Annotated in this window: 13 protein-coding genes and 2 pseudogenes; 9 read left to right on the plus strand and 6 right to left on the minus strand. The window is 73.5% G+C overall.

Features of this window, described 5'->3' with window-relative positions:
- Window positions 1-109: 109 nt before the first annotated feature.
- On the plus strand, window positions 110-505 hold the full coding sequence (locus RND61_RS09765; protein WP_315877442.1) for an MmcQ/YjbR family DNA-binding protein: 396 nt from the start codon (window positions 110-112) through the stop codon (window positions 503-505).
- A gap of 37 nt (window positions 506-542) precedes the next feature.
- Window positions 543-869 (plus strand): MmcQ/YjbR family DNA-binding protein, encoded by a 327-nt coding sequence (locus tag RND61_RS09770; protein ID WP_315877443.1) that lies wholly within the window; start codon window positions 543-545, stop codon window positions 867-869.
- 763 nt (window positions 870-1,632) lie between these two features.
- Here RND61_RS09770 and RND61_RS09775 read toward each other — a convergent pair.
- Window positions 1,633-2,730: an alpha/beta hydrolase family protein gene (locus RND61_RS09775; protein ID WP_315877444.1), complete on the minus strand. Its 1,098-nt coding sequence runs from the start codon at window positions 2,728-2,730 to the stop codon at window positions 1,633-1,635.
- A gap of 84 nt (window positions 2,731-2,814) precedes the next feature.
- On the opposite strand from RND61_RS09775, the gene RND61_RS09780 reads away from it, so the two are divergent.
- Window positions 2,815-3,780 (plus strand): ArsR/SmtB family transcription factor, encoded by a 966-nt coding sequence (locus RND61_RS09780; RefSeq protein WP_315877564.1) that lies wholly within the window; start codon window positions 2,815-2,817, stop codon window positions 3,778-3,780.
- Window positions 3,781-4,397: 617 nt separating this feature from the next.
- Here the strand turns inward: RND61_RS09780 and RND61_RS09785 are convergent.
- From RND61_RS09785 to pepN, 4 genes and pseudogenes are all read right to left on the minus strand, one after another.
- Window positions 4,398-4,616 carry a hypothetical protein gene (locus RND61_RS09785; RefSeq protein WP_315877445.1) on the minus strand — a complete coding sequence of 73 codons (219 nt, stop codon included), beginning with the start codon at window positions 4,614-4,616 and terminating at the stop codon, window positions 4,398-4,400.
- A 1,372-nt stretch (window positions 4,617-5,988) separates the two neighbouring features.
- Window positions 5,989-6,368, minus strand: a pseudogene (locus RND61_RS09790) (DUF6415 family natural product biosynthesis protein); the annotation flags it as partial.
- Window positions 6,369-6,412: 44 nt separating this feature from the next.
- Window positions 6,413-6,691 (minus strand): annotated as a pseudogene (locus tag RND61_RS09795) (Scr1 family TA system antitoxin-like transcriptional regulator); the annotation flags it as partial.
- Window positions 6,692-6,706: 15 nt separating this feature from the next.
- The gene (gene pepN / locus RND61_RS09800) at window positions 6,707-9,175 is read right to left on the minus strand and encodes an aminopeptidase N (protein ID WP_315877446.1); all 2,469 of its coding nucleotides are present in this window, start codon (window positions 9,173-9,175) and stop codon (window positions 6,707-6,709) included.
- Window positions 9,176-10,393: 1,218 nt separating this feature from the next.
- Between pepN and RND61_RS09805 the strand changes: the two genes are divergently transcribed.
- From RND61_RS09805 to RND61_RS09830, 6 genes are all read left to right on the plus strand, one after another.
- Window positions 10,394-10,972, plus strand: a complete 579-nt coding sequence (locus tag RND61_RS09805) for a snapalysin family zinc-dependent metalloprotease (protein ID WP_315877447.1) — start codon at window positions 10,394-10,396, stop codon at window positions 10,970-10,972.
- 1,399 nt (window positions 10,973-12,371) lie between these two features.
- Window positions 12,372-12,557, plus strand: coding sequence for a hypothetical protein (locus tag RND61_RS09810; protein WP_315877448.1), 186 nt, complete (start codon window positions 12,372-12,374; stop codon window positions 12,555-12,557).
- 143 nt (window positions 12,558-12,700) lie between these two features.
- Window positions 12,701-13,282 (plus strand): MauE/DoxX family redox-associated membrane protein, encoded by a 582-nt coding sequence (locus RND61_RS09815; RefSeq protein ID WP_315877449.1) that lies wholly within the window; start codon window positions 12,701-12,703, stop codon window positions 13,280-13,282.
- A 98-nt stretch (window positions 13,283-13,380) separates the two neighbouring features.
- Window positions 13,381-13,935: a hypothetical protein gene (locus RND61_RS09820; RefSeq protein WP_315877450.1), complete on the plus strand. Its 555-nt coding sequence runs from the start codon at window positions 13,381-13,383 to the stop codon at window positions 13,933-13,935.
- 58 nt (window positions 13,936-13,993) lie between these two features.
- Window positions 13,994-15,952 (plus strand): ABC transporter ATP-binding protein, encoded by a 1,959-nt coding sequence (locus RND61_RS09825; protein ID WP_315877451.1) that lies wholly within the window; start codon window positions 13,994-13,996, stop codon window positions 15,950-15,952.
- Entirely contained in the window at window positions 15,949-16,650 is a 702-nt protein-coding gene (locus RND61_RS09830) for a S26 family signal peptidase (RefSeq protein ID WP_315877452.1), read from the plus strand. The genes RND61_RS09825 and RND61_RS09830 overlap by 4 nt, the downstream gene beginning before the upstream one ends.
- On the opposite strand, the gene RND61_RS09835 is transcribed toward RND61_RS09830, so the two are convergent.
- Window positions 16,536-17,555, minus strand: a complete 1,020-nt coding sequence (locus RND61_RS09835) for an RICIN domain-containing protein (protein ID WP_315877453.1) — start codon at window positions 17,553-17,555, stop codon at window positions 16,536-16,538. The genes RND61_RS09830 and RND61_RS09835 overlap by 115 nt on opposite strands.
- Window positions 17,556-17,574: the final 19 nt, after the last annotated feature.

A 17,574-nucleotide genomic window follows, 5' to 3' on the forward strand; every position in this document is an offset into this window, starting at 1 on the left:
CCTTTTCGGTTGTTTCCAGGCAAAGATGGACTGTGCTGCTGCGGTTGGCGGCGCGCCCCCCGTGCCTTTCGACGCCGCGGACCGTCACTTCCGAGGAGGCCCACCGCCCATGAACGAATCGACCCTGCAGAAGACCGCCGCCGACTGCGCGCAAGAGCTTCCCGGAGCCCGTCTGGAGCATCCCTTCGGCGACGACTGGGAGGTCTTCAAGGTGCGCGGCAAGGTGTTCATGCTGATAACCGAGGTGCCCGGGCGCCCCATCGTGATCCTCAAGGCGGACCCCGGCGAGGCCCTCGCCCTGCGGGAACACCACAGCCACATCACCCCCGGCTACCACATGAACAAGAAGCACTGGATCACGCTGGAGGACGGAGAGGGCATCGACGAGAAGCTGGTCAGGGAGCTCGTCACCGAGTCCTACCGGCTCGTCGTCGCCCACCTGCCCAAGGCCGAACGGCCCGTCGACCCGCACACCTACGCCGGCGGCACGCGGGCGCCCCGGTGAGCGCGGCCGGCGACCGGCTCCAGGTACCGCCCGCCGGGTGGCCCTTGCCCTGCCCGACGTCAGCCACTCACGCCCCTTCACCTCCCGGCTCGACGTGTACAAGGTCGCGGGCAAGGTGTTCCTGATCGTCACCGACGATCAGGACGAGCAGATCATCACGGTCAAGTGTGAACCCGAACACGCCCGCGCGCGGGTGCACGACTACGCCTCGATCGCCCCGGGGCGCTACCTCGACAAGCGGCACTGGATCTTACTCGGGCCGGGACCCGGCATCACCAAGCGCCTCGTCACCGACGCGGTCGAGGACTCCTACGACCTGGTCGTCGCGCGGCTGCCGCAACGCGACCGCCCCCGTGCCCGATGAGTACCGCGAGCTCCCCCACCAGCGGCTGAGCCCTCGCACGTCAGCGCCCCGTACCAGGTGCGCCACGCCCGCACCCGTCCGCCTCCCAGCAGCCCAGAGACCGATGGAACCGGTCCTGCCGCTCTTCGACGGGGAACCCGCCCGGCCACTCGCCGACCGCCTGCGCCCCACCCGGCTGGAAGACGTCGCCGGACAGGACCACCCCCTGGTCCCGGACGCCCCGCCGGGCTGCACGGCCACCCAGCAGCACCTCGGCTCCGCCACCCTGTGGGGGCCACCCCGGCATCGACCGGCACGGCCGGGCCAGCGGCGCCAGGGTCGACCGGACGGCGGCCGGGGCCACGGGCCAGGCCGCGGCCGATCTACAAGGCGGCGAGCAGCGGCGGCTCCCCGGTGGTGCGCGGCGCGACGACGGGTGAGCGGGTGGGACGACGCAGTAGAGCCGGGCGTCCGCCGGCGCGGATGTGGGGCCGGGACGCTGGACGCCGGGGCCCAGTGGACTGGGCGGACCGCAGTCGGACGAGACCGGTGACCGCGGCGAAGCAGCCGGGCGGGAGCGCACCCAGGCGGCCCGCGACCGGCCCCTGCGGGCGCGCGCGGACGGTCCAGGAGAGCCCCGGTGGCCATCCGGCACCGGCCCGCGCGGCGTACCGCGCCGCCGCCCCACCCGGGCGGGCGTACGGACGAACCCCGGCCCGGCGCCATGGCGAGCCGGACGTCCGCGAAGGGCCCGCCGAGGCGCGGCCGGGACCCGACGGCGGGATCAGGCCGTCGCCTCACAGTCCCGTTGCAACAGATGGCGGGCGAAGAAGGTCCCCACCCGGCGCCGTGTCTCAGCGAGTGTCAGCGCGGGGTCGCCGGTGCCGACGAGCGCGGCCCGTGCTGTCGCTGTCACGAGTCCGGCGGTCTGGAGCCGAGGGACGAGCGAGCCGTAGTCGGTGAACGCCCAGTGGTTCGCGTCGGAAAGCAGCACGCGGCGGCCGGGAAGGGCCGCCCAGGACGACTCGATACGGGCGGCACCGTCGAATCCGTCGGTGCGGAACAGCAGCAGCGGCCGGGTGAAGCCGACTGGCGTCGGGTACAGGTCGAGGTAGCCCTCCAGGTTCGCCACCGCGCCGACCCGGCGGTCGTCATGGGCCGCGTACACCGCCGCGGTGCCGCCTGCGGAGTGCCCGTACAACCCGATCCGGCAGGAGTCCATGACCCGGGCGAGCGGCAGGTCACCGAGCCGGTCCAGGACCAGGCGGAGGTCCGCGATCCGGGTGTCCACCATCGTGCGGAAGGTCGCCGGGTCCGGCGGCCCGAGCAGGACGGTCGTCCGCAGCCCGGTCGGCAGTTCCACCTGGGAAGCGTCACCGGGGTGATCGACGAGGACGACCACACGACCGTGGCTCGCCAGGTCCTCGGCGAGGGTCGTGCCGAGCGTGCGGGAGTCACCGCCGCCGGGTGAGTACACCAGTACCGGCCGTCGCCCGGGCAGCGGTGGCGCGCCCACATACCCGTGGGTGAGGACCGCACCCCAGTCCACGGTCCCCGGCCCCGGCAGTCCGGGATGCACGTGGGGCGCGAGGCCGGCGAACTCCCGGGCCTCGGCCGGGGTGAGCTGCGGGGCCCGGGAGGAGCCGCGTACCGATCGGGCCGGGTACAGGACGGTCAGCATCAACTCCCGCACGCCGCCCACCCACGGGTCGGTACGGGCCGGGTCCGTCAGGTGGACCGTCCGTACGCCTACGGGGTACGGGCCGGTGGGCGCGGGCAGCCGGAGGACCGGGCCGCCACCGGAGGCGGACGCGGCCGTGGGCAGCAGGGCGGCGGCACTCCCGAACAGGGTGCCTTTCAGAAGAGTGCGTCGAGAAGTCATGCGAACATCCTTGGGGCGGGGCCGTCACGACGCGAAGGTTCAGGCTCCGACCGAAAGGCCGGCCCACGACGGGGAGCTGTGAGGGTGCTACGAGTCCACTTCACCGCAAAGGACTTCGCCCGTACCCGGTTCGCGCCCCGCCCGGCGCCGCTCCAGGAACTGCACGCCGCCCTGACCACGGCCGTGACCCAAAGTGGCGGGCCGCTGTTCGCGCCGTGGCGCGGCCGCGTCCTGCGTTCCCTCCCGGCCGGAACCGGCCCGCTCGCCGACCTGGTTCCGGCGGGTCGCCCGCCTTCCTTCCTCGACGTCCTCGGCGACACCGTCGCCGACGGCTTCGAACAGATCCGCGCCACCAGCCCCGGTCTGGTCCGATCCGAGCTGGAGCGGGTCTACGGGGCGGTGCCCGCCCGTGGCTGGATCCGCGGCCTGCACGCGGGCGACGAGACGGCCTGGCGCACCCTGCACCGCGCCCAGCGGGCCGCGTACGAGACGGTCCTCGCCCCGGTCTGGTCCGTCGTGCAGGATCTGCACCGTGCGGAATTCACCCGCTACGCCCTGGCGGTCGCCGAGCACGGCGTGGCCGCCACCCTGACCGGCCTGGCCCCGGGCAGCCGGCTCCACGAGGGCGTGTGGGAATGGCCCGCCGCGGCGCCGGCCCGCGACGTCTGCCTCGACGGGCGCGGCCTGGTTGTGCTGCCCACCTTCCACCACCCGGCGGGCCCCCTTCTCCAGGACGCCCCGGGCCATCCCGTGGTCCTGACGTACCCGGCCGGTCCCGGAATCCCGCCCACCGCGGAGGGCCCGGTCGCCTCCACCGAGGCCCTGGCCGCCGTCCTGGGCCGCACCCGGCTCGCCGCCCTGCGCCTCCTCGCCGACCCGCACACCACGACGTCCCTGGCCCGCGCCCTCCACGTCAGCAACGCGACGGCCTCGTCCCACGCGGCCGCGCTCAGATCGGCGGGCCTGACGACGACGACCCGCGCGGGCCGCTCGGTCACCCACCAGCGCACGGCCCTCGGCACGCTGGTCGCGGGCGCCTGGCCGCCGTAGTGCGCCACACGACGCGGCCAGCCACGCCACACGGGTTGCGACATCCCGGCCTCGTGCCCCTGGCCCACCAAGGGACGTACCGCGCCGTGACAGTGAGACGCGTTGCCCGTGACACCCCCGTGTCAGCACGGGGCGCCGGAGACAGATACACCAGCAGCGCCAGGACCGCAGCGACCACCGGGCCGGTCGTCGTCTTTCGTCGCGTGCCCGGCCAACCGGCCACGCCGCCGATACGGCCCGGACCCGACGCCTCCCCGGTCGAGCACCTCCCAGGACGAGAGGCGCTTGCCTGTCTGGGCGTCGACGGCGGTGCCGGTCGGGGTCGGGCGGATCGTCCGCAGGGTCCCCGTGAACCCTTCCACGTCGTGCCGCCGATCGTGAGGCGCGCGGTGATGTCGGTCGACGGGTAGCCGACCGGTTCGGCGGCCGTCACCAGCAGCTCCGACTGGCGCGGGTCGGTGGCCGCCTCCCGCCCGACGGCGAAGGCGAGCAAGGGGGACGGCGCGCTGGAGCGCGGCGCGCAGGTCGGCGATGTGCTGGTCACGGATGTCGCCTGCGGGAGCGGGCGGGGTGTCCGTAGGGTGCTCCTTGGCGGCCCGGTCAGGTGATGCGGGCGATCAGAGCGGTGGCGTCCGCGTACGGTCCGGTAGCGCGTGGGCGCGCCGGACGGCGTCGTCGACCAGGCGCTCGGCGGCGGTGCGCAGGTCACCGCTCAGGTAGGGGGCCAGGTCGTGACCGGTGTCCCCGTGGGACTCGTGAGCGACGTCGGGGCCCAGCAGCAACCACCCCGGCCGGACCGGGACGCGCAGGTGCTCGGGGGCTGGGGGCCCCACCACCGTTCGGTTTCCCCGTCGTTGCGGGATTCCCCGAGGCAGGCGGTGGTTCAGGTCCCGGTCCCCGTAGCCGTCGCAGGCGCGGCGGGCGTCGTGGTCCTCAGTGAGCATCCGTGGGGCCGTCGAGCCCGTCGTGGAGGAGGTAGGCGCGGGCGTCACCGGACCAGGCGAGTGAGAACTGGCCGCCGGGGGCGTGGACGGCGACGACGGCTGCGGCCGCGGGCAGGTCGTGGCCGAGGCACCGGGCGGGGTTGGTGGCGTAGCGGTCGTGCTCAGTCCGCAGGCCGGCCTCCGCCTCACCGCACGCGGCGGACGGAGCGGCTGTGGTCGACGTTGGTCTCGCGCTTGCGGGACGGGCCGGTGCGGGGATGGGCGGAGGCGGGGGTCACCTGGGCTTGAGCTGCTCCTTGAACGGGGCGAGGTCGGCGGGCAGGGGGGCGGGTAGCCGGGAGAGGACGTACTCGAAGTCGACCCAGGACTGTTCCCACTGCGGGTCGCCCAGCGCCGCCTGGGCGTCGGAGAGCAGGAGGATGGCGCGGGCGTAATGGGCGTGGGCGCCGACCCCCTGGTTGAGCAGTTCCTCAAGGCGGTCCATCGCCTCTTGGGCGGCGTCCCGCTGGTCGGTGTGCGCGCCGTTGGCCGCGTAGCCGTAAGCCAGGCGCAGGGCGCCGTCCGCGCACAGCCGCAGGCTGTTCCCGGTGAGCGGGCCGAGGGACTGGTACTCGCGCACGCAGGCCGCGTAGGCGGCCACGGACGCGGGCGAGCCCTCGCCCTCCAGGACGCGCAGCACCTCGGCGTGCAGGTAGTGCACGCGGGCCAGGTCCGGGCGCAGGGCCGGGGTGTCCGCCACGAGTCGCTCGTAGGTCGCCACGGCCTGCGCCGCGTGGTCGCGGGCAGATCCCATGTTCGTGTTGGCCAGGTCGGCGTTGGCGAGCATCCAGGCCAGGCGGGCCCTGGCGTCCGTGCAGGTGGGCAGGTGTTGCGGTGACTTCACGGCCAGGGGCTCGTAAAGGGTCAAGGAGCGCCACGCGTCGGCGGCACCCGCCGCGTAGTCGTTGAGCTCGCTGTGCAGGGAGGCGCGGTTGTACAACTGTCCGGCCAGCACCCAGCGGGCCTGTGCGTCGGCCGGGTCCTGCGCGACGATGGCCTCCGCAGCGGCGATGGCGCAGTCCGCGAACTCCTGGGCCTCCCGCACACGCCCCTGCGCGCGCAGCTCCTCCGCCCTGGCGACGTTCTCGTTCACTTGGCGTTCGCGGTCCCACCGACTCGTCCACACGCGCGACAGGCTACTGACGCACGCGGGGAAGCTGAAGGTGTCGAAGCGGTCAGATCCGCGGCCGTACGTGGCCCGGGGGCAGACGGGCGGGGTGGCGGCCGCCCTCGGGCGATCCAGGCGCTCGTAGAGGGCGCGGACGAGGCGGGCGTGGTTTCGGACGCGGCGCACGGTGCCTTCGATCGTCGCGGACAGCCGGCCTCCCGCCTCGCGCAGGACGACGTCGGAGAGCGCCCGGGGGCCGCTGTCCTTGGACAACTGGTCGGCGCGGCGGCGGACGTCGGCGGCGGCGCGGGCGTGGCCCGTGAGCTGAAGGGCGATCTGCTCCAAGTCGCTGGTGGTGGGTGTGTCCACGCTGGTCCACGCGAGGACGGCCGTGACGAGGCCTCGTACGGTTCGCAATCGAGCGGGAACCCGGCTTCCATCAGGCCGTCGGAGTCGTACAGGACCGTGTGCGCGTCGGTGCCGTCGACGCTACGCATCCACGGGACGCGCCCTCGACGAAGTTGCGGAGAATCGCGGAACTTCACTCCAGGGCGTCGATCGCGGCCTGGATGAGGGCGCGGGCTGCGTCGCCGTGCACGGCCATCTCTACGAGGCCGGCGAACGCCCTGGCGTAGTCGGCGACCTCGCGCGGCTGGGTCACCTTGGTCTCCGCCGTCAGCGTCTCCACCACGGCCATGGTGTCGTCGTGGACGTAGAACGCCTCCAGCGGCCACACGGTGCGCTGCGCGGTGAACGGGATGATCCCCAGCGACACCGAGGCGAGCGGCATCACGGCCAGGAGGTGGCGCAGCTGCCCGCGGGCCGGCTGTCCACCTCACGTGGCGTCGGGCTTCGTGATGCCGCGTGAGCGGAGCATGCGGCGTGTGACGTCGGTGTGTTCGGTCAGTGTCTTGCGCACGACCGGGGGCGCCGCCTCGGCCGCTTCCAGTACCTGGTCGAGGAAGCCGCCGTCGATCGCGAACCGCGGCAGGAGCCGGCCCGTGTAGACCATGGCGGGGATCATGCCGCCGCGGTCGAGGCCGGGTACGAGATCGAGGTAGCGGCGGGTGAACGGTCTGAGCACCGCGTCCTGTCCGGGGCGCCAGAACGCGGTGGCCACCCGGCCCACCCACGAGACGGGCACGGCCCGTTCGTCCGCCAGCACGTGCCAGACCGCCTCCTTCGTCCCGGCGTCCGGCGCGCCGGCGCGCACGCAGAGCTCCTGGACCCAGGCGTCCGGGTCGGGATCGGCCGCCAGCAGGCGGGCCGCGTCCGCCACGGCGGCCTCGCCCAGCTCGACGGCGCGGGCCAGGGCGCGCCACCGCAGGTCGTGGTCGTCTCCCGCTTCGGCCTCGGCCCGCAGGCGCTCCAGCTCGCCGCCGGCCGCGGCCCGGGCCAGGAAGCGCAGCGCGACGCGGCGCCGCGCGGGGTGCCGGGCCCGGTCGGCGAGCCGGCGGCAGGTGGCGGCGAACGCCGCGGTCAGTTCGGCCCGCTCGTCCTGCGGCGCCCACAGCTCGGCGATGTCCCCGGCGAGCGTGAGGTACGGCTCGACGGCCGCGTCGCAGGTCTCGGTCTCCAGGACGGCGCCGATGGCGCGGGCGGCTTCCGCCGCGGTGGCCTCCCCGGTGACCAGCATGTCCCACACGGTGGCCACGGCGACGCCCCGCGACAGCGCGCCGGGCAGGTCGGCGGCGTGTCGTAGCAGGGCGTCGCGGGAGGCCGGGTCCGGCCGGACGGTGGCGAAGGTCAGGTCGTCGTCGTTCACCAGGTACAGGTCCGCCCCGGCGGGCAGATCGACCGGCGTGCGGGGGCCGCGGACCTCGACGGTGACGCGGGCGGCGCGTTCCAGGCCGGTGGCCGTACGGCGGTAGGCACCCACGGCCAGGACGTGCGGACGGGGCGCGGAACCGGACGGCCCAACCGCGTGCAACACCACGCCACCGGACTCATGGCGGAGGGTCAGCCGGTCAGGACCCGCGGCGTCCAGCCATCCGGCCCGCCAGGCGTCGAGATCCCGCCCCGAGGCCCGGCCGAGCGCGTCGACGAGGTCCTGCAGGGTGGTGTTCCCCCAGGCGTGCCGGGCGAAGTAGTCGCTCATGCCCGCGCTGAAGGTCTCCTCTCCCACGTAGGTCATGAGCTGCTGGAGGACGGAGGCGCCCTTGGGGTAGGTGATGTCGTCGAAGACGGCGGCGGCCTCCGCGACGTCGTGCACGGGCTGGCGGATCGGGTGCGAGGCCGGCCCCTGGTCGGCCAAGTACGCTTTGAGCTTGCCGCCGGCGAGGTGTCCGGCCCAGGCGTCCGTGTAGGCGGTGGCGCGGGTGGCCGCCCAGTGGCAGGCGAACTCCGCGAACGCCTCGTTGAGCCACAGGTCGTCCCACCAGCGCATGGTGACGATGTTGCCGAACCACATGTGCGCCATCTCGTGCAGCAGCACCTTGGCGAGCAGTTCCCGCTCGGCCGGTGTCGGGTCGGAGCGGCGCAGGAAGGTGTCGGACCAGGTGACGCAGCCGTAGTTCTCCATGGCCCCGCCGAATTCCGGCACGAAGACCTGGTCGTAACGGCGCTGCGGGAAGGGCATGGCGAAGGCGCGTGCGTAGAAGGCCAGGCCCTGGGCGGTGAGGGTGAGGATCTCCTGCGCGTCGCGCTCCAGCACGCCGGCGAGGGACCGGCGGACGTACAGGCCGAGGTCGTGCCCGTCGACCTCCTGGCGGACCTCGTGGAAGGGGCCCGCGTTGACGACCGTGTTGTACGGGGACAGCGGCGGGGTGTCGGGGAAGACCCACCGGCGTGCGCCGTCGCACGCCTCGACGCGGGCGGTCCCCGCGTTGCTGGTGACGGTCCACCCGGCCGGGGCCGTGACGGTGAAGGCGTGCGGGGCCTTGAGGTCGGGCTGGTCGAAGCAGGCCCATACGAAACGCGCCTCGTCCGGCTCGAACGACGTCCAGACGTACACCTCGCCGTCAAAGGGGTCGACGGCCTTGTGCACGCCCGGCCCGTGGGTCGTGTCCGACTGGACGGTCTGCACGCGCAGCGTGTTGTGCGCGGCCAGGTCGTGCAGCGCGATGCGCCCCTCGACGGCAGGGGGCAGGTCGGTGCCGTTGAGCGTGGCGCAGACCACCGTCGCCGCGCAGTCGACGAACGTCCCGGCGCCCGGCTCGGTGCAGGAGAACGTGCTGGTGGACACGCACCGCACGTCGGGGCCGTCCGGCAATCCCGTGAAGTCGACGGCCACGTCGTAGCGTTCGACCCTCAACAGCGCGGCTCGCTCCTGCGCCTCGGCCTGGGTCAAACTGCGGACACCCATCACTCCTCCTGCATTCTTGGTACGCCCGGCATGCCGAGGGACGAAAGACCACAGCGTAGGGGGGTGCGAGCGGGACGGCCTCCGATTTTCCGGGCAGTCGCGGCGCGGGGACCCGGCCGAGACCGGGGCACAGGGCGGCGGACAGGCGGCGCCCGGCCCAAGAGCGGCCGCGACACGGCGGCCGAGGCACAGGGGGACGGCGCAGACCGGACGACGAAACAGCAACACGAGGGGACGACGGGACGACAGAAGCCGGGCAGCGGGACCCGGGGCGACGCGGCGCGCCGTACGGCGAGTGCCCGCGCCGACGGCGGTACGGCGCGGGGGCCGGGCACCGCGCGGTGGCAGGACACGGCGGCGCCGTACGGGGGCCGACGGCAGGGTCTAGCGCTGGCGGCCGGGACGGGACCGGACAACAGGGTGGCGGGGCCGGTGGCCCGGCGGGCGGCAAGCGGCGAGGCACCCACTGCGGGAAGCCACTGGGAGCCGGACCGCGACCGGACCGTGACCGTGACGCCGGCTCGGGACGCCGGCTCGGGACGCGGCGATGCCGTACGGCGGTCGGCCGGGACCCGGCCAGCGCGGCGGAGCTGGACGGCGCGGCTCCGGGGGCCGGGACGGCGCCGTACGGAGCGGTCGACGGGACGACGACAGTGATCGCGGGGCGGCGCCGTACGGCGGTCGGCCGGGACCCGGCCAGCGCGGCGGAGCTGGACGGCGCGGCGAGACGGCAGCGGCAGTCGACGGCGGGCCGACTCCTCAGAAACCGGGCGCCCTACTTCCTGATCCACACCCCGAGCACACCAACCACCCACTGGCCAGCGGATCAGAACTCACGAAACTGAGACAGCGTCACCCTGCACGCGATAACGCCCCACGACAGCGATACCCCACGGACCGTTCCTGCCCGAGACAGCGGCACCACACCCCGAAACCATCACCCACCAGCATCAACACACCCAGACCCCCGCCGACTCTCACCCCCACTGTCCCGAAACCGAGAGATCGCACCTGAGGCCCCGCAGAAGAGGATTCTGACGAGAATTCAACATGGCAGGTACATGACGGACACGGATGGAAGGGCATACCATCGCTACACCCCGGAGGGGCGGTCGAGGGTGCGTCCGGCCCTCACCGGACCACCCGTGCCACTCCTTCGCGTACTCCCCCGGCCCCGCCGAGGCCGGATCCCCCCACACACAGATGAAGGATCAGCAAATGCCCCTCGGTATTTGGCTCAAGGCAGGCACTTCCGCCACAGCGCTCGTCCTCGCCATGGCGGGCGCCGCGACCGCCGCCCCCGCTCCTGCGAGCGAATCATCCACCGCGCAGGCGGCAGCGGTGACCCTTCGCTACGACGACAGCCGCGCCGCAGGCTGGGAGGCCGCGATCGCGGCCGGAGTCGCCTCGTGGAACGCGAACGTGAGCAACGTCCGTCTGGTGGAAGCAGCACCCGGCACCACGGCCGAGATCGTGATCGTCGCCACCACGGGCTGGCCGCAGGCCACGCTCGGCCCTGTCCGTCCGGGCCGTCAGGTCCGCGTCGAGCTCGGCAGCCAGGCCGTGAACCAGGGCTACAACAAGACGCGGATCGCCGCTCACGAGCTGGGGCACAGCCTCGGCCTGCCGGACACCAAGCCCGGCCCCTGCTCACAGCTGATGTCGGGGTCGAGCGCCGGCACGGCCTGCACCAACGCCACGCCGAACACCACGGAACGCTCCCGCGTACAGTCCACCTACGCGAGCGGAACCGCCGCGCTCGCGCCCACCAACCGGACCCTCGTCGACGCGCCCTGACCACACGGCCGTCGAACGGACGGACTTCCCGGGGGCCTCGGCGAGACCCCCGGGACGCAGTGAGCCGCCCGTGGACGACTGCGGTGCCGGAGGGAAAGATCCCCCCACTCCCCTCGTTGTAGTGCTCAGGACCGCCGCTTCGCATCCTCGTTTCGCTGCCCGGAGTCGATGCACGACGACGCCACGGAGATCGGGCATGCCCAGGTGGACGGTGGTGCGCCGGGACACGAGGTCGCGCATGGCGGCGAGCTTCTGCCCGGCGGCGGCGAGGCCGACCTCGATCGCGGCGACCTCGCCGAGGCAGCCCTGTTTTCCTTGACCTCCTGGAAGCGGTCGAGCGGATTCGCGTGGATCTCCTCCAGGCGGGCATCTGCCCGGGACCGGGCCGCAGGACGGGGCAGCGGATGCAGGCGTGTTCATGGACGCAGGGGTGCCGAAGTCGCGTGCACAGACGCCCAGGGCGACCTTCCGCAACAGCGACCTCGACACCAGGACGACGGGGCGGCCGGGGCGGTGGGGCGCGGCGGGGCGGCCGGGGCGGCCGGGGCGGCGGGGCGGCGGGGCGGCGGGGCCGAACGGCAGGGCGCCGCCCTCTGCGGTCGAAGCAACGGCACCGACGACCGGGGCCCGGCGACGCCCTGCCGCACCGACGGCCGACCAGGACGGCCGGACACCGAGCACGACGGTCGACGCCGGCCGGTCGACGGTGATGGCGGGCCGGGGCGAGGCGGCGGGCCCGGCCGCACGACGCGACCGGGCTCACGTCCTACCCGTCTGGGACGGGTAGGTCCTCACGCCTGTCGGTGAGGCGCCGTTGTCGTCGGATCAGCCGAAGCCGAGGTTCTCCTGCGCGAAGTCGGCCGACGCCGGGGCCGGACGGGACGGGGACGGCGGTGTGCCGTCCTGGTGGGCGGCCTTCCAGCGCTTGGCCAGCTCGTCCTTCCAGCCCCTGGGCGGGGGCCAGGGACGTCCCGGGCGGCGAGCCGGGCGCGCTTCCAGCCGCCGGCGGGCGTGCGGGCGGCTTCGATCTCCTGCGGTGAAGGTGGTTCATCAGGCATGTGCGGGGGACGAACGGCAGCCGGTGATCGTCCCCGGCCCCGGAACAGGTCCGGTAGCGGTGTCCGCCTCCTGCCGCCTGACTGCTGCAGCGTCCAAGACACCGGTCGCACGACGTCTTGGGACACCGCCCGGACGCCGTCCCGGACAGGCGCGTCATCCGGGACGGCGTCCTGGACGGCCGGACGCTGGAAGCGCCACACGCGGCGTCCCTAGGCTCCGGGGTGGGCGTCGTGAAGCGACTGCGCGGCAGTACGAAGTCGTTCACGCGTCGGGCACCAGGCACGCGCCCGTCTCGCGGCTTCACGGCGTCCTCCCGACCGCCTTCCGGAAGGAGGACTTCATGTCCAAGGCACTGGAATCCCTCAGCAGCAGGCTTCTCGGCCTGTTCGTCCCCGAGGTGGAGGCCGCGGCCTCCGCCCAGGCCTGTCAGTGCTTCAACGAGTGCTGGCAGTGCGCGCGCAGCGCGTGCTGCGTCAACACCTACTGCGGCTCCATCAACTGCTGGCGCAGCTGCCCGGGCTGCTGACGCGGTGACGTGACCTGAAGTGCGACCGGGGACACCGGTGTCGCGGGTGGCGCAACGGCCGCACGCCTCGACCGTTCGGTGACCGTCCGGTGTTCCCGGTCCCTTTCTCCGCCCTTCGGCCCGTCCCGCAGGAGGTGTCACCCGTGCCCTACGCGGAGTCCGCCGTGCGCGTGCTCATCGCCACCGTCTTCCTGGTCGCTGCCGCCGGCAAGGTGAGCAGCAGACGATCGTTCACCGCCTTCACCGCGTCGTTGGGCCAGTTGAACGTCCTGCCCGGCACCGTGATCCGGGCGGTGGCCGTCGCCGTGGTGGCGACGGAGTGGCTGGTGTGTTCGCTGGTCCTGATGCCGTGGGCCTCCCTCGCCGGCGTCGGACTGGCCCTCGCCGCCGTGCTGCTCGTCGTTTTCGCCGCCGTCATCGCCCGTGTCGTCGCCCGGGGCACTCGCGCGGTCTGCCGGTGCTTCGGCAGCGGATCGAGGGAGCCGCTCGGTGTCCGGCACGTCGTGCGCAACCTGCTGCTCGCCGGGTTCGCCGCATCCGCGGCGGGGACGACGCTGCTGCGGGAGGCCGCCCCCGCCGAGCCGTGGGCGCTCGCGCTGTCCGCGCTGGCGGGGCTGCTCGTCGGTGGCTGTGTGGCCGCGTTCGACGTGGTCGCGGAGTTGTTCCGTCCCGTCGGGCCGGCGCACTCGCCCCCTTCCGGCAGTCCCCTGCAACCGGGCCGCTGAGGCCGCTCGTAGCGCGCACCACCCGTCAGCCCGCCCTCCCGTCCCGCCCTGCTCCGTCCTTCCCCGCCCTGTCCCGCCCCGTCTGAAGGGAGACGTCCGTGCCCGTCCTCGTTGCCGCCGTCGTTCTCGTCGGCCTGCTGTGCACCCTCGACCTGATTCTCACCGTCGGCGTCGTCAAACGCCTGCGGGAGCACACCGAGTTGCTCTCCGAGCGGGGCGGCGGCCGGATGTCGCTCGGCCCCGGCGACGAGGTCGGGGACTTCTCCGCCGTCTCCGTGGACGGTGAGCCCGTACACGACACGATGATCTCGAGCGAGACGGTGGTCGCGTTCTTCTCCCCGACCTGCGGGCCGTGCAAGGAGAAGCTGCCGAAGTTCGTGGAGTACGCGCGCGGTGTCCCGCGGGGCCGCGAGCAGGTGCTCGCCGTGGTGACGGCCGACGACCCGCGCGACGCGGAGGCCGCCACCCCCATGGTGACGGCGCTGACGCCCGTGGCCCGGGTGCTGACCGGGCACGACGCCGAGGCCGTCGCGGAAGCGTGCAAGGTCCGGGCGTTCCCCGTGGTGCTCAAGGTCAACCGCAGCACGGACGGTCGTCTCCTCGTCATGACCGACGACGTCGACGTGGAGCGTCCGGCCGTCGCCTCGTACTGACGCCGAACCGCTCCTCGCCCCCGCCTCCTGCCGGTCCTGCGTACGGGGAAGGAAACGCATGCCGTCCGAGTCGAGCTCGAGCCGGTGTCCGGGCGGTGGCTCGCATCGGGCGTCCTCCGCACCGGCGCAGGAGCAGCCCGGCGACCGCTCCCACCGCTGCGGAGTGCCGGACGCCCTGCGGCTGGTCGCCCGTGCGGCCACCGGAATCCTCTTGCTCTACACCGCGCCCGCCCTGGTAACCGGGTTCTTCCCGGTCGTCACCGCCTGGTCCGTGAAGCTCATCGTCGACCGGCTCGCCGCCGGGGCGACCGTGCGGGAACTCCTCGTCCCGGCACTGGTGCTGGTGGCCACCGGCATCGCCACCGGGGCCGTGCCGCACCTGGCACGGTACCTGCGAACCGAGCTCGACCGCCGTGTGGGGCTGTTCGCGCAGGACCGGCTGTTCGCCTCCGTGGAGGGCTTCCCCGGACTGGAGCGGTTCGAGAATCCGGACTTCCTGGACCGGTTGCGCCTCGCCCAGCAGACCGTCGTCGGCCCGCCTGTCGCCGTGCAGGCCCTCGACGGCGTCCTCGGAGCCGTACGGGCCGCGGTCACGGTCGTCGGATTCCTCGGCTCCCTCCTGGTCATCAGCCCACCGACCATGGCACTGGTGCTGCTCGCCGCCGTGCCGACCCTGGTCGCCGAAATGCTGCTGTCCCGTCGGCGTGCCGCAACAGCGTGGTCCATCGGGCCCGACGAACGGCGCCAGTTCTTCTACATGGGACTGCTCGCCAACGTCGAGGCCGCGAAGGAGATACGCCTCTTCGGCACCGGCGCCTTCCTGCGCAGCCGCATGATCGACAGCAGGCGCAGCGCGGACGCGGCCCGCCGGGCCGTCGACCGCCGGGAGGCCGGCCTGCGCTGCGGGCTCGGCCTGCTCGCGGCCGGAGTGGCGGGCGCCGGCCTGCTGTGGACGGTCGGCACGGCCCAGGGCGGCAGTCTGACCCCGGGTGACGTGGCGGTGTTCCTGGCGGCCGTGGCCGGGGTCCAGGCGGCCCTGACCGCGCTCACCGGGGACCTCGCCGGAACCCACCACGCCCTGCTGCTCCTCGATCACTACCAGGCGGTCGTCCGGGCCGGGCCGGACCTGCCGCGGGCCGTCGAGCCGCGCGAGCTCCCACCGCTGCGCGGCGGCGTGGAGCTGCGTGACGTGTGGTTCCGCTACTCCCCCGATCACCCCTGGGCACTGCGGGGGGTCAACCTCCGTCTGCCGGCAGGGGCGACGATCGCTCTCGTGGGTCTCAACGGCTCCGGAAAGTCCACGCTGGTCAAGCTGCTGTGCCGGTTCTACGACCCGACGCACGGCCGTATCCTGTGGGACGGCGTCGACCTGCGGGACGTCTGCCCCTCCGAGCTCCGCAACCGTATCAGCGCCGTGTTCCAGGACTACATGGAGTACGACATGACGGCCGCGGAGAGCATCGCGCAGGGCGACCTCGGCGCGCTCGGCGCACCCGACCGCATCAAGGACGCGGCGACGCGCGCCGGAGTGCACGCCACACTGAGCGCGCTGCCGCACGGTTACGACACGCTGCTGTCCCGCATGTTCTTCACCGAGTCGGACAAGAAGGACCCGGCGACCGGTGTCGTGCTGTCCGGGGGCCAAAGCCAACGACTGGCCCTGGCACGGGCGTTCGTCCGGGACCGGCGGGACCTGATGATCCTCGACGAACCGTCGGCGGGACTCGACGCGGCAGCCGAGCACGAGATCCACACCTCGCTGCGTGCCCATCGCAAGGGCGGCACCAGCCTGCTCATCTCCCACCGCCTGGGGGCCGTGCGCGACGCCGACATGATCGTCGTACTGGAGCGGGGACGGGTGGTCGAACAGGGCACGCACGACGAACTCCTGGCGCAACACGCCCAGTACGCCCGTATGTACGCCCTTCAAGCCGCGGGCTACCGCTCGTCCACGGCCCCGCCCGCCACCGTCCCGTCCCAGGCCCCCAGCCCCACCAGTGGAGGAAAAGGCACATGAGCGAAGTCGACCGCCCCGGCGCCCCGTCCTCCACCGGGCAACGCGCCCGGGCCGAGGCGGCAGTCGCCCGGGCACGCTCCCGCGCACTTCGGGCGCAGGCCCTCCGCATCGCCCTGTACGCGGCCGCCGCCCTGCTCTGGGTGAACGCCGTCGCGCTGGCCGCGGCGGCCGGCAGCCCGGTCTGGGCGGCGGTGAGCGGCCTGACCGCCCTCCTGGTCTCCACCGGACTGGCGCTCTCCCGGGCCGCCGAACTGCGGTGGGTGGCGGTGAGCGTGTCCGGGAGGAGCATGGAACCGACCTACCGGGAGGGAGACCGCGTCGTGGCGTGGCGCCGGTCGGCTCCCGTGCGGGGCGCGGTGGTCATCGTGGAACGGCCGCCCTACCGGGCGCCTTGGCCAGATGCCCCCGTGGCCCGCAACGCGCCCGCTCACGTGATCTACGCGCGGCACTGGTTCATCAAACGGGTGGCGGCGATCGCCGGCGACCCGGTGCCGCGTGCCCAGGTCCCCGCCCTGGCCGAGGTCACGGAGGAGACCGTACCGGAGGGCATGCTCGTACTGCTCGGTGACAACCAGGACGACAGCTATGATTCGCGCTTCGTCGGATACTTCCCGGCCGCGCGGGTGCTGGGCTCGGTCCAGACGGCCGGCCGGCCCGCACCCACGCCCCCGTCCACGGCGCGGATGAGGAACACCTGACGGCTCTCGCCGTCGCAGCGCTGCATGACGGCCTCCGTCCCCGCGGCGCCCCCCGGACGCGCGATGCCCACACAGCCCTCCCCCTGGACGCGCAGCACGAACGTGCCCCGACCGAGCCGCCGTGAGGGCTCGATGGAAAACGCACTGCCCTGCGCGCAGTCGTCCATGGGCTCCAGCAGGCCCTTGCCGCTGCCACCGGCCAGCGCCCTGAGGCAGCCCTTCCCGTAATCGGGATGGTGCCACTGGATACGGTAGAGCCCTTGGCCGAGAGGCTCCAGCAAAGTGCCCTGCGGCGAGACTTCCTCACAAGGCCGCTGCACAGCGACCAGAGGTGTGTAGCGCCAGCCCGGTACGCGCCCGTCGGTCAGGCAGAGGTCGGGGCTGTCGGCGACACGGATGGTCACCCACCCGTGGGGCGGGGCGGCGCCCGCGGCGGGCGAGCCGCTCACAGCGGCAAAACCCGCCCGACCCTCCCCTCCGCCGAACGAGGTCCGCACCGCTGCCGCGACGACGAGCACCGCCACAGCCATCGCCGCCGCCGCCACGGCGGCCGGCCGCACACGCCGCCACCGGGAGGCGTGCGCTGTGCTCGACGCGGCCCGCTCCAGCGAGGGTCCCTTCCCGTACGCGCCGGCGACCCGCTCCCAGGCCCCGGCCCACTCCGCGGCCCGGTCCCCTTCGCCACACGCCTTCACGAACGCCATCAAAAGATCGAGCCGAGGCGGCATGTCCCTGCTCAGCATGCTGGAAACGGAACTGCGCGGCAGGACGTCCCCTACGGCCGCCGCTCGCTCCTCGAGTTGCCGGTACGACAGTCCCGAGCACCTCTTGAGGTCACGCAGCCCCTCCATGAAGGTGGACAGGTCCCGGATCTTCCCAGGCGGACAGCTTCCCGGATAGCCCATACGCCACATCCTGAAGGTC

Origin of the sequence: Streptomyces tamarix (genome assembly GCF_032423885.1) — a bacterium.
GTDB classification, from domain to species: Bacteria; Actinomycetota; Actinomycetes; order Streptomycetales; family Streptomycetaceae; genus Streptomyces; species Streptomyces tamarix.

Bases quoted from the DNA above. Each gene is read 5' to 3' on its own strand.
- RND61_RS09765 (WP_315877442.1), top strand. From the start codon at position 110: ATGAACGAATCGACCCTGCAGAAGACCGCCGCCGACTGCGCGCAAGAG.
- RND61_RS09775 (WP_315877444.1), bottom strand. From the start codon at position 2,730: ATGACTTCTCGACGCACTCTTCTGAAAGGCACCCTGTTCGGGAGTGCC.
- pepN (WP_315877446.1), bottom strand. From the start codon at position 9,175: ATGGGTGTCCGCAGTTTGACCCAGGCCGAGGCGCAGGAGCGAGCCGCG.
- RND61_RS09805 (WP_315877447.1), top strand. From the start codon at position 10,394: ATGCCCCTCGGTATTTGGCTCAAGGCAGGCACTTCCGCCACAGCGCTC.
- RND61_RS09810 (WP_315877448.1), top strand. From the start codon at position 12,372: ATGTCCAAGGCACTGGAATCCCTCAGCAGCAGGCTTCTCGGCCTGTTC.
- RND61_RS09825 (WP_315877451.1), top strand. From the start codon at position 13,994: ATGCCGTCCGAGTCGAGCTCGAGCCGGTGTCCGGGCGGTGGCTCGCAT.
- RND61_RS09830 (WP_315877452.1), top strand. From the start codon at position 15,949: ATGAGCGAAGTCGACCGCCCCGGCGCCCCGTCCTCCACCGGGCAACGC.
- RND61_RS09835 (WP_315877453.1), bottom strand. From the start codon at position 17,555: ATGGGCTATCCGGGAAGCTGTCCGCCTGGGAAGATCCGGGACCTGTCC.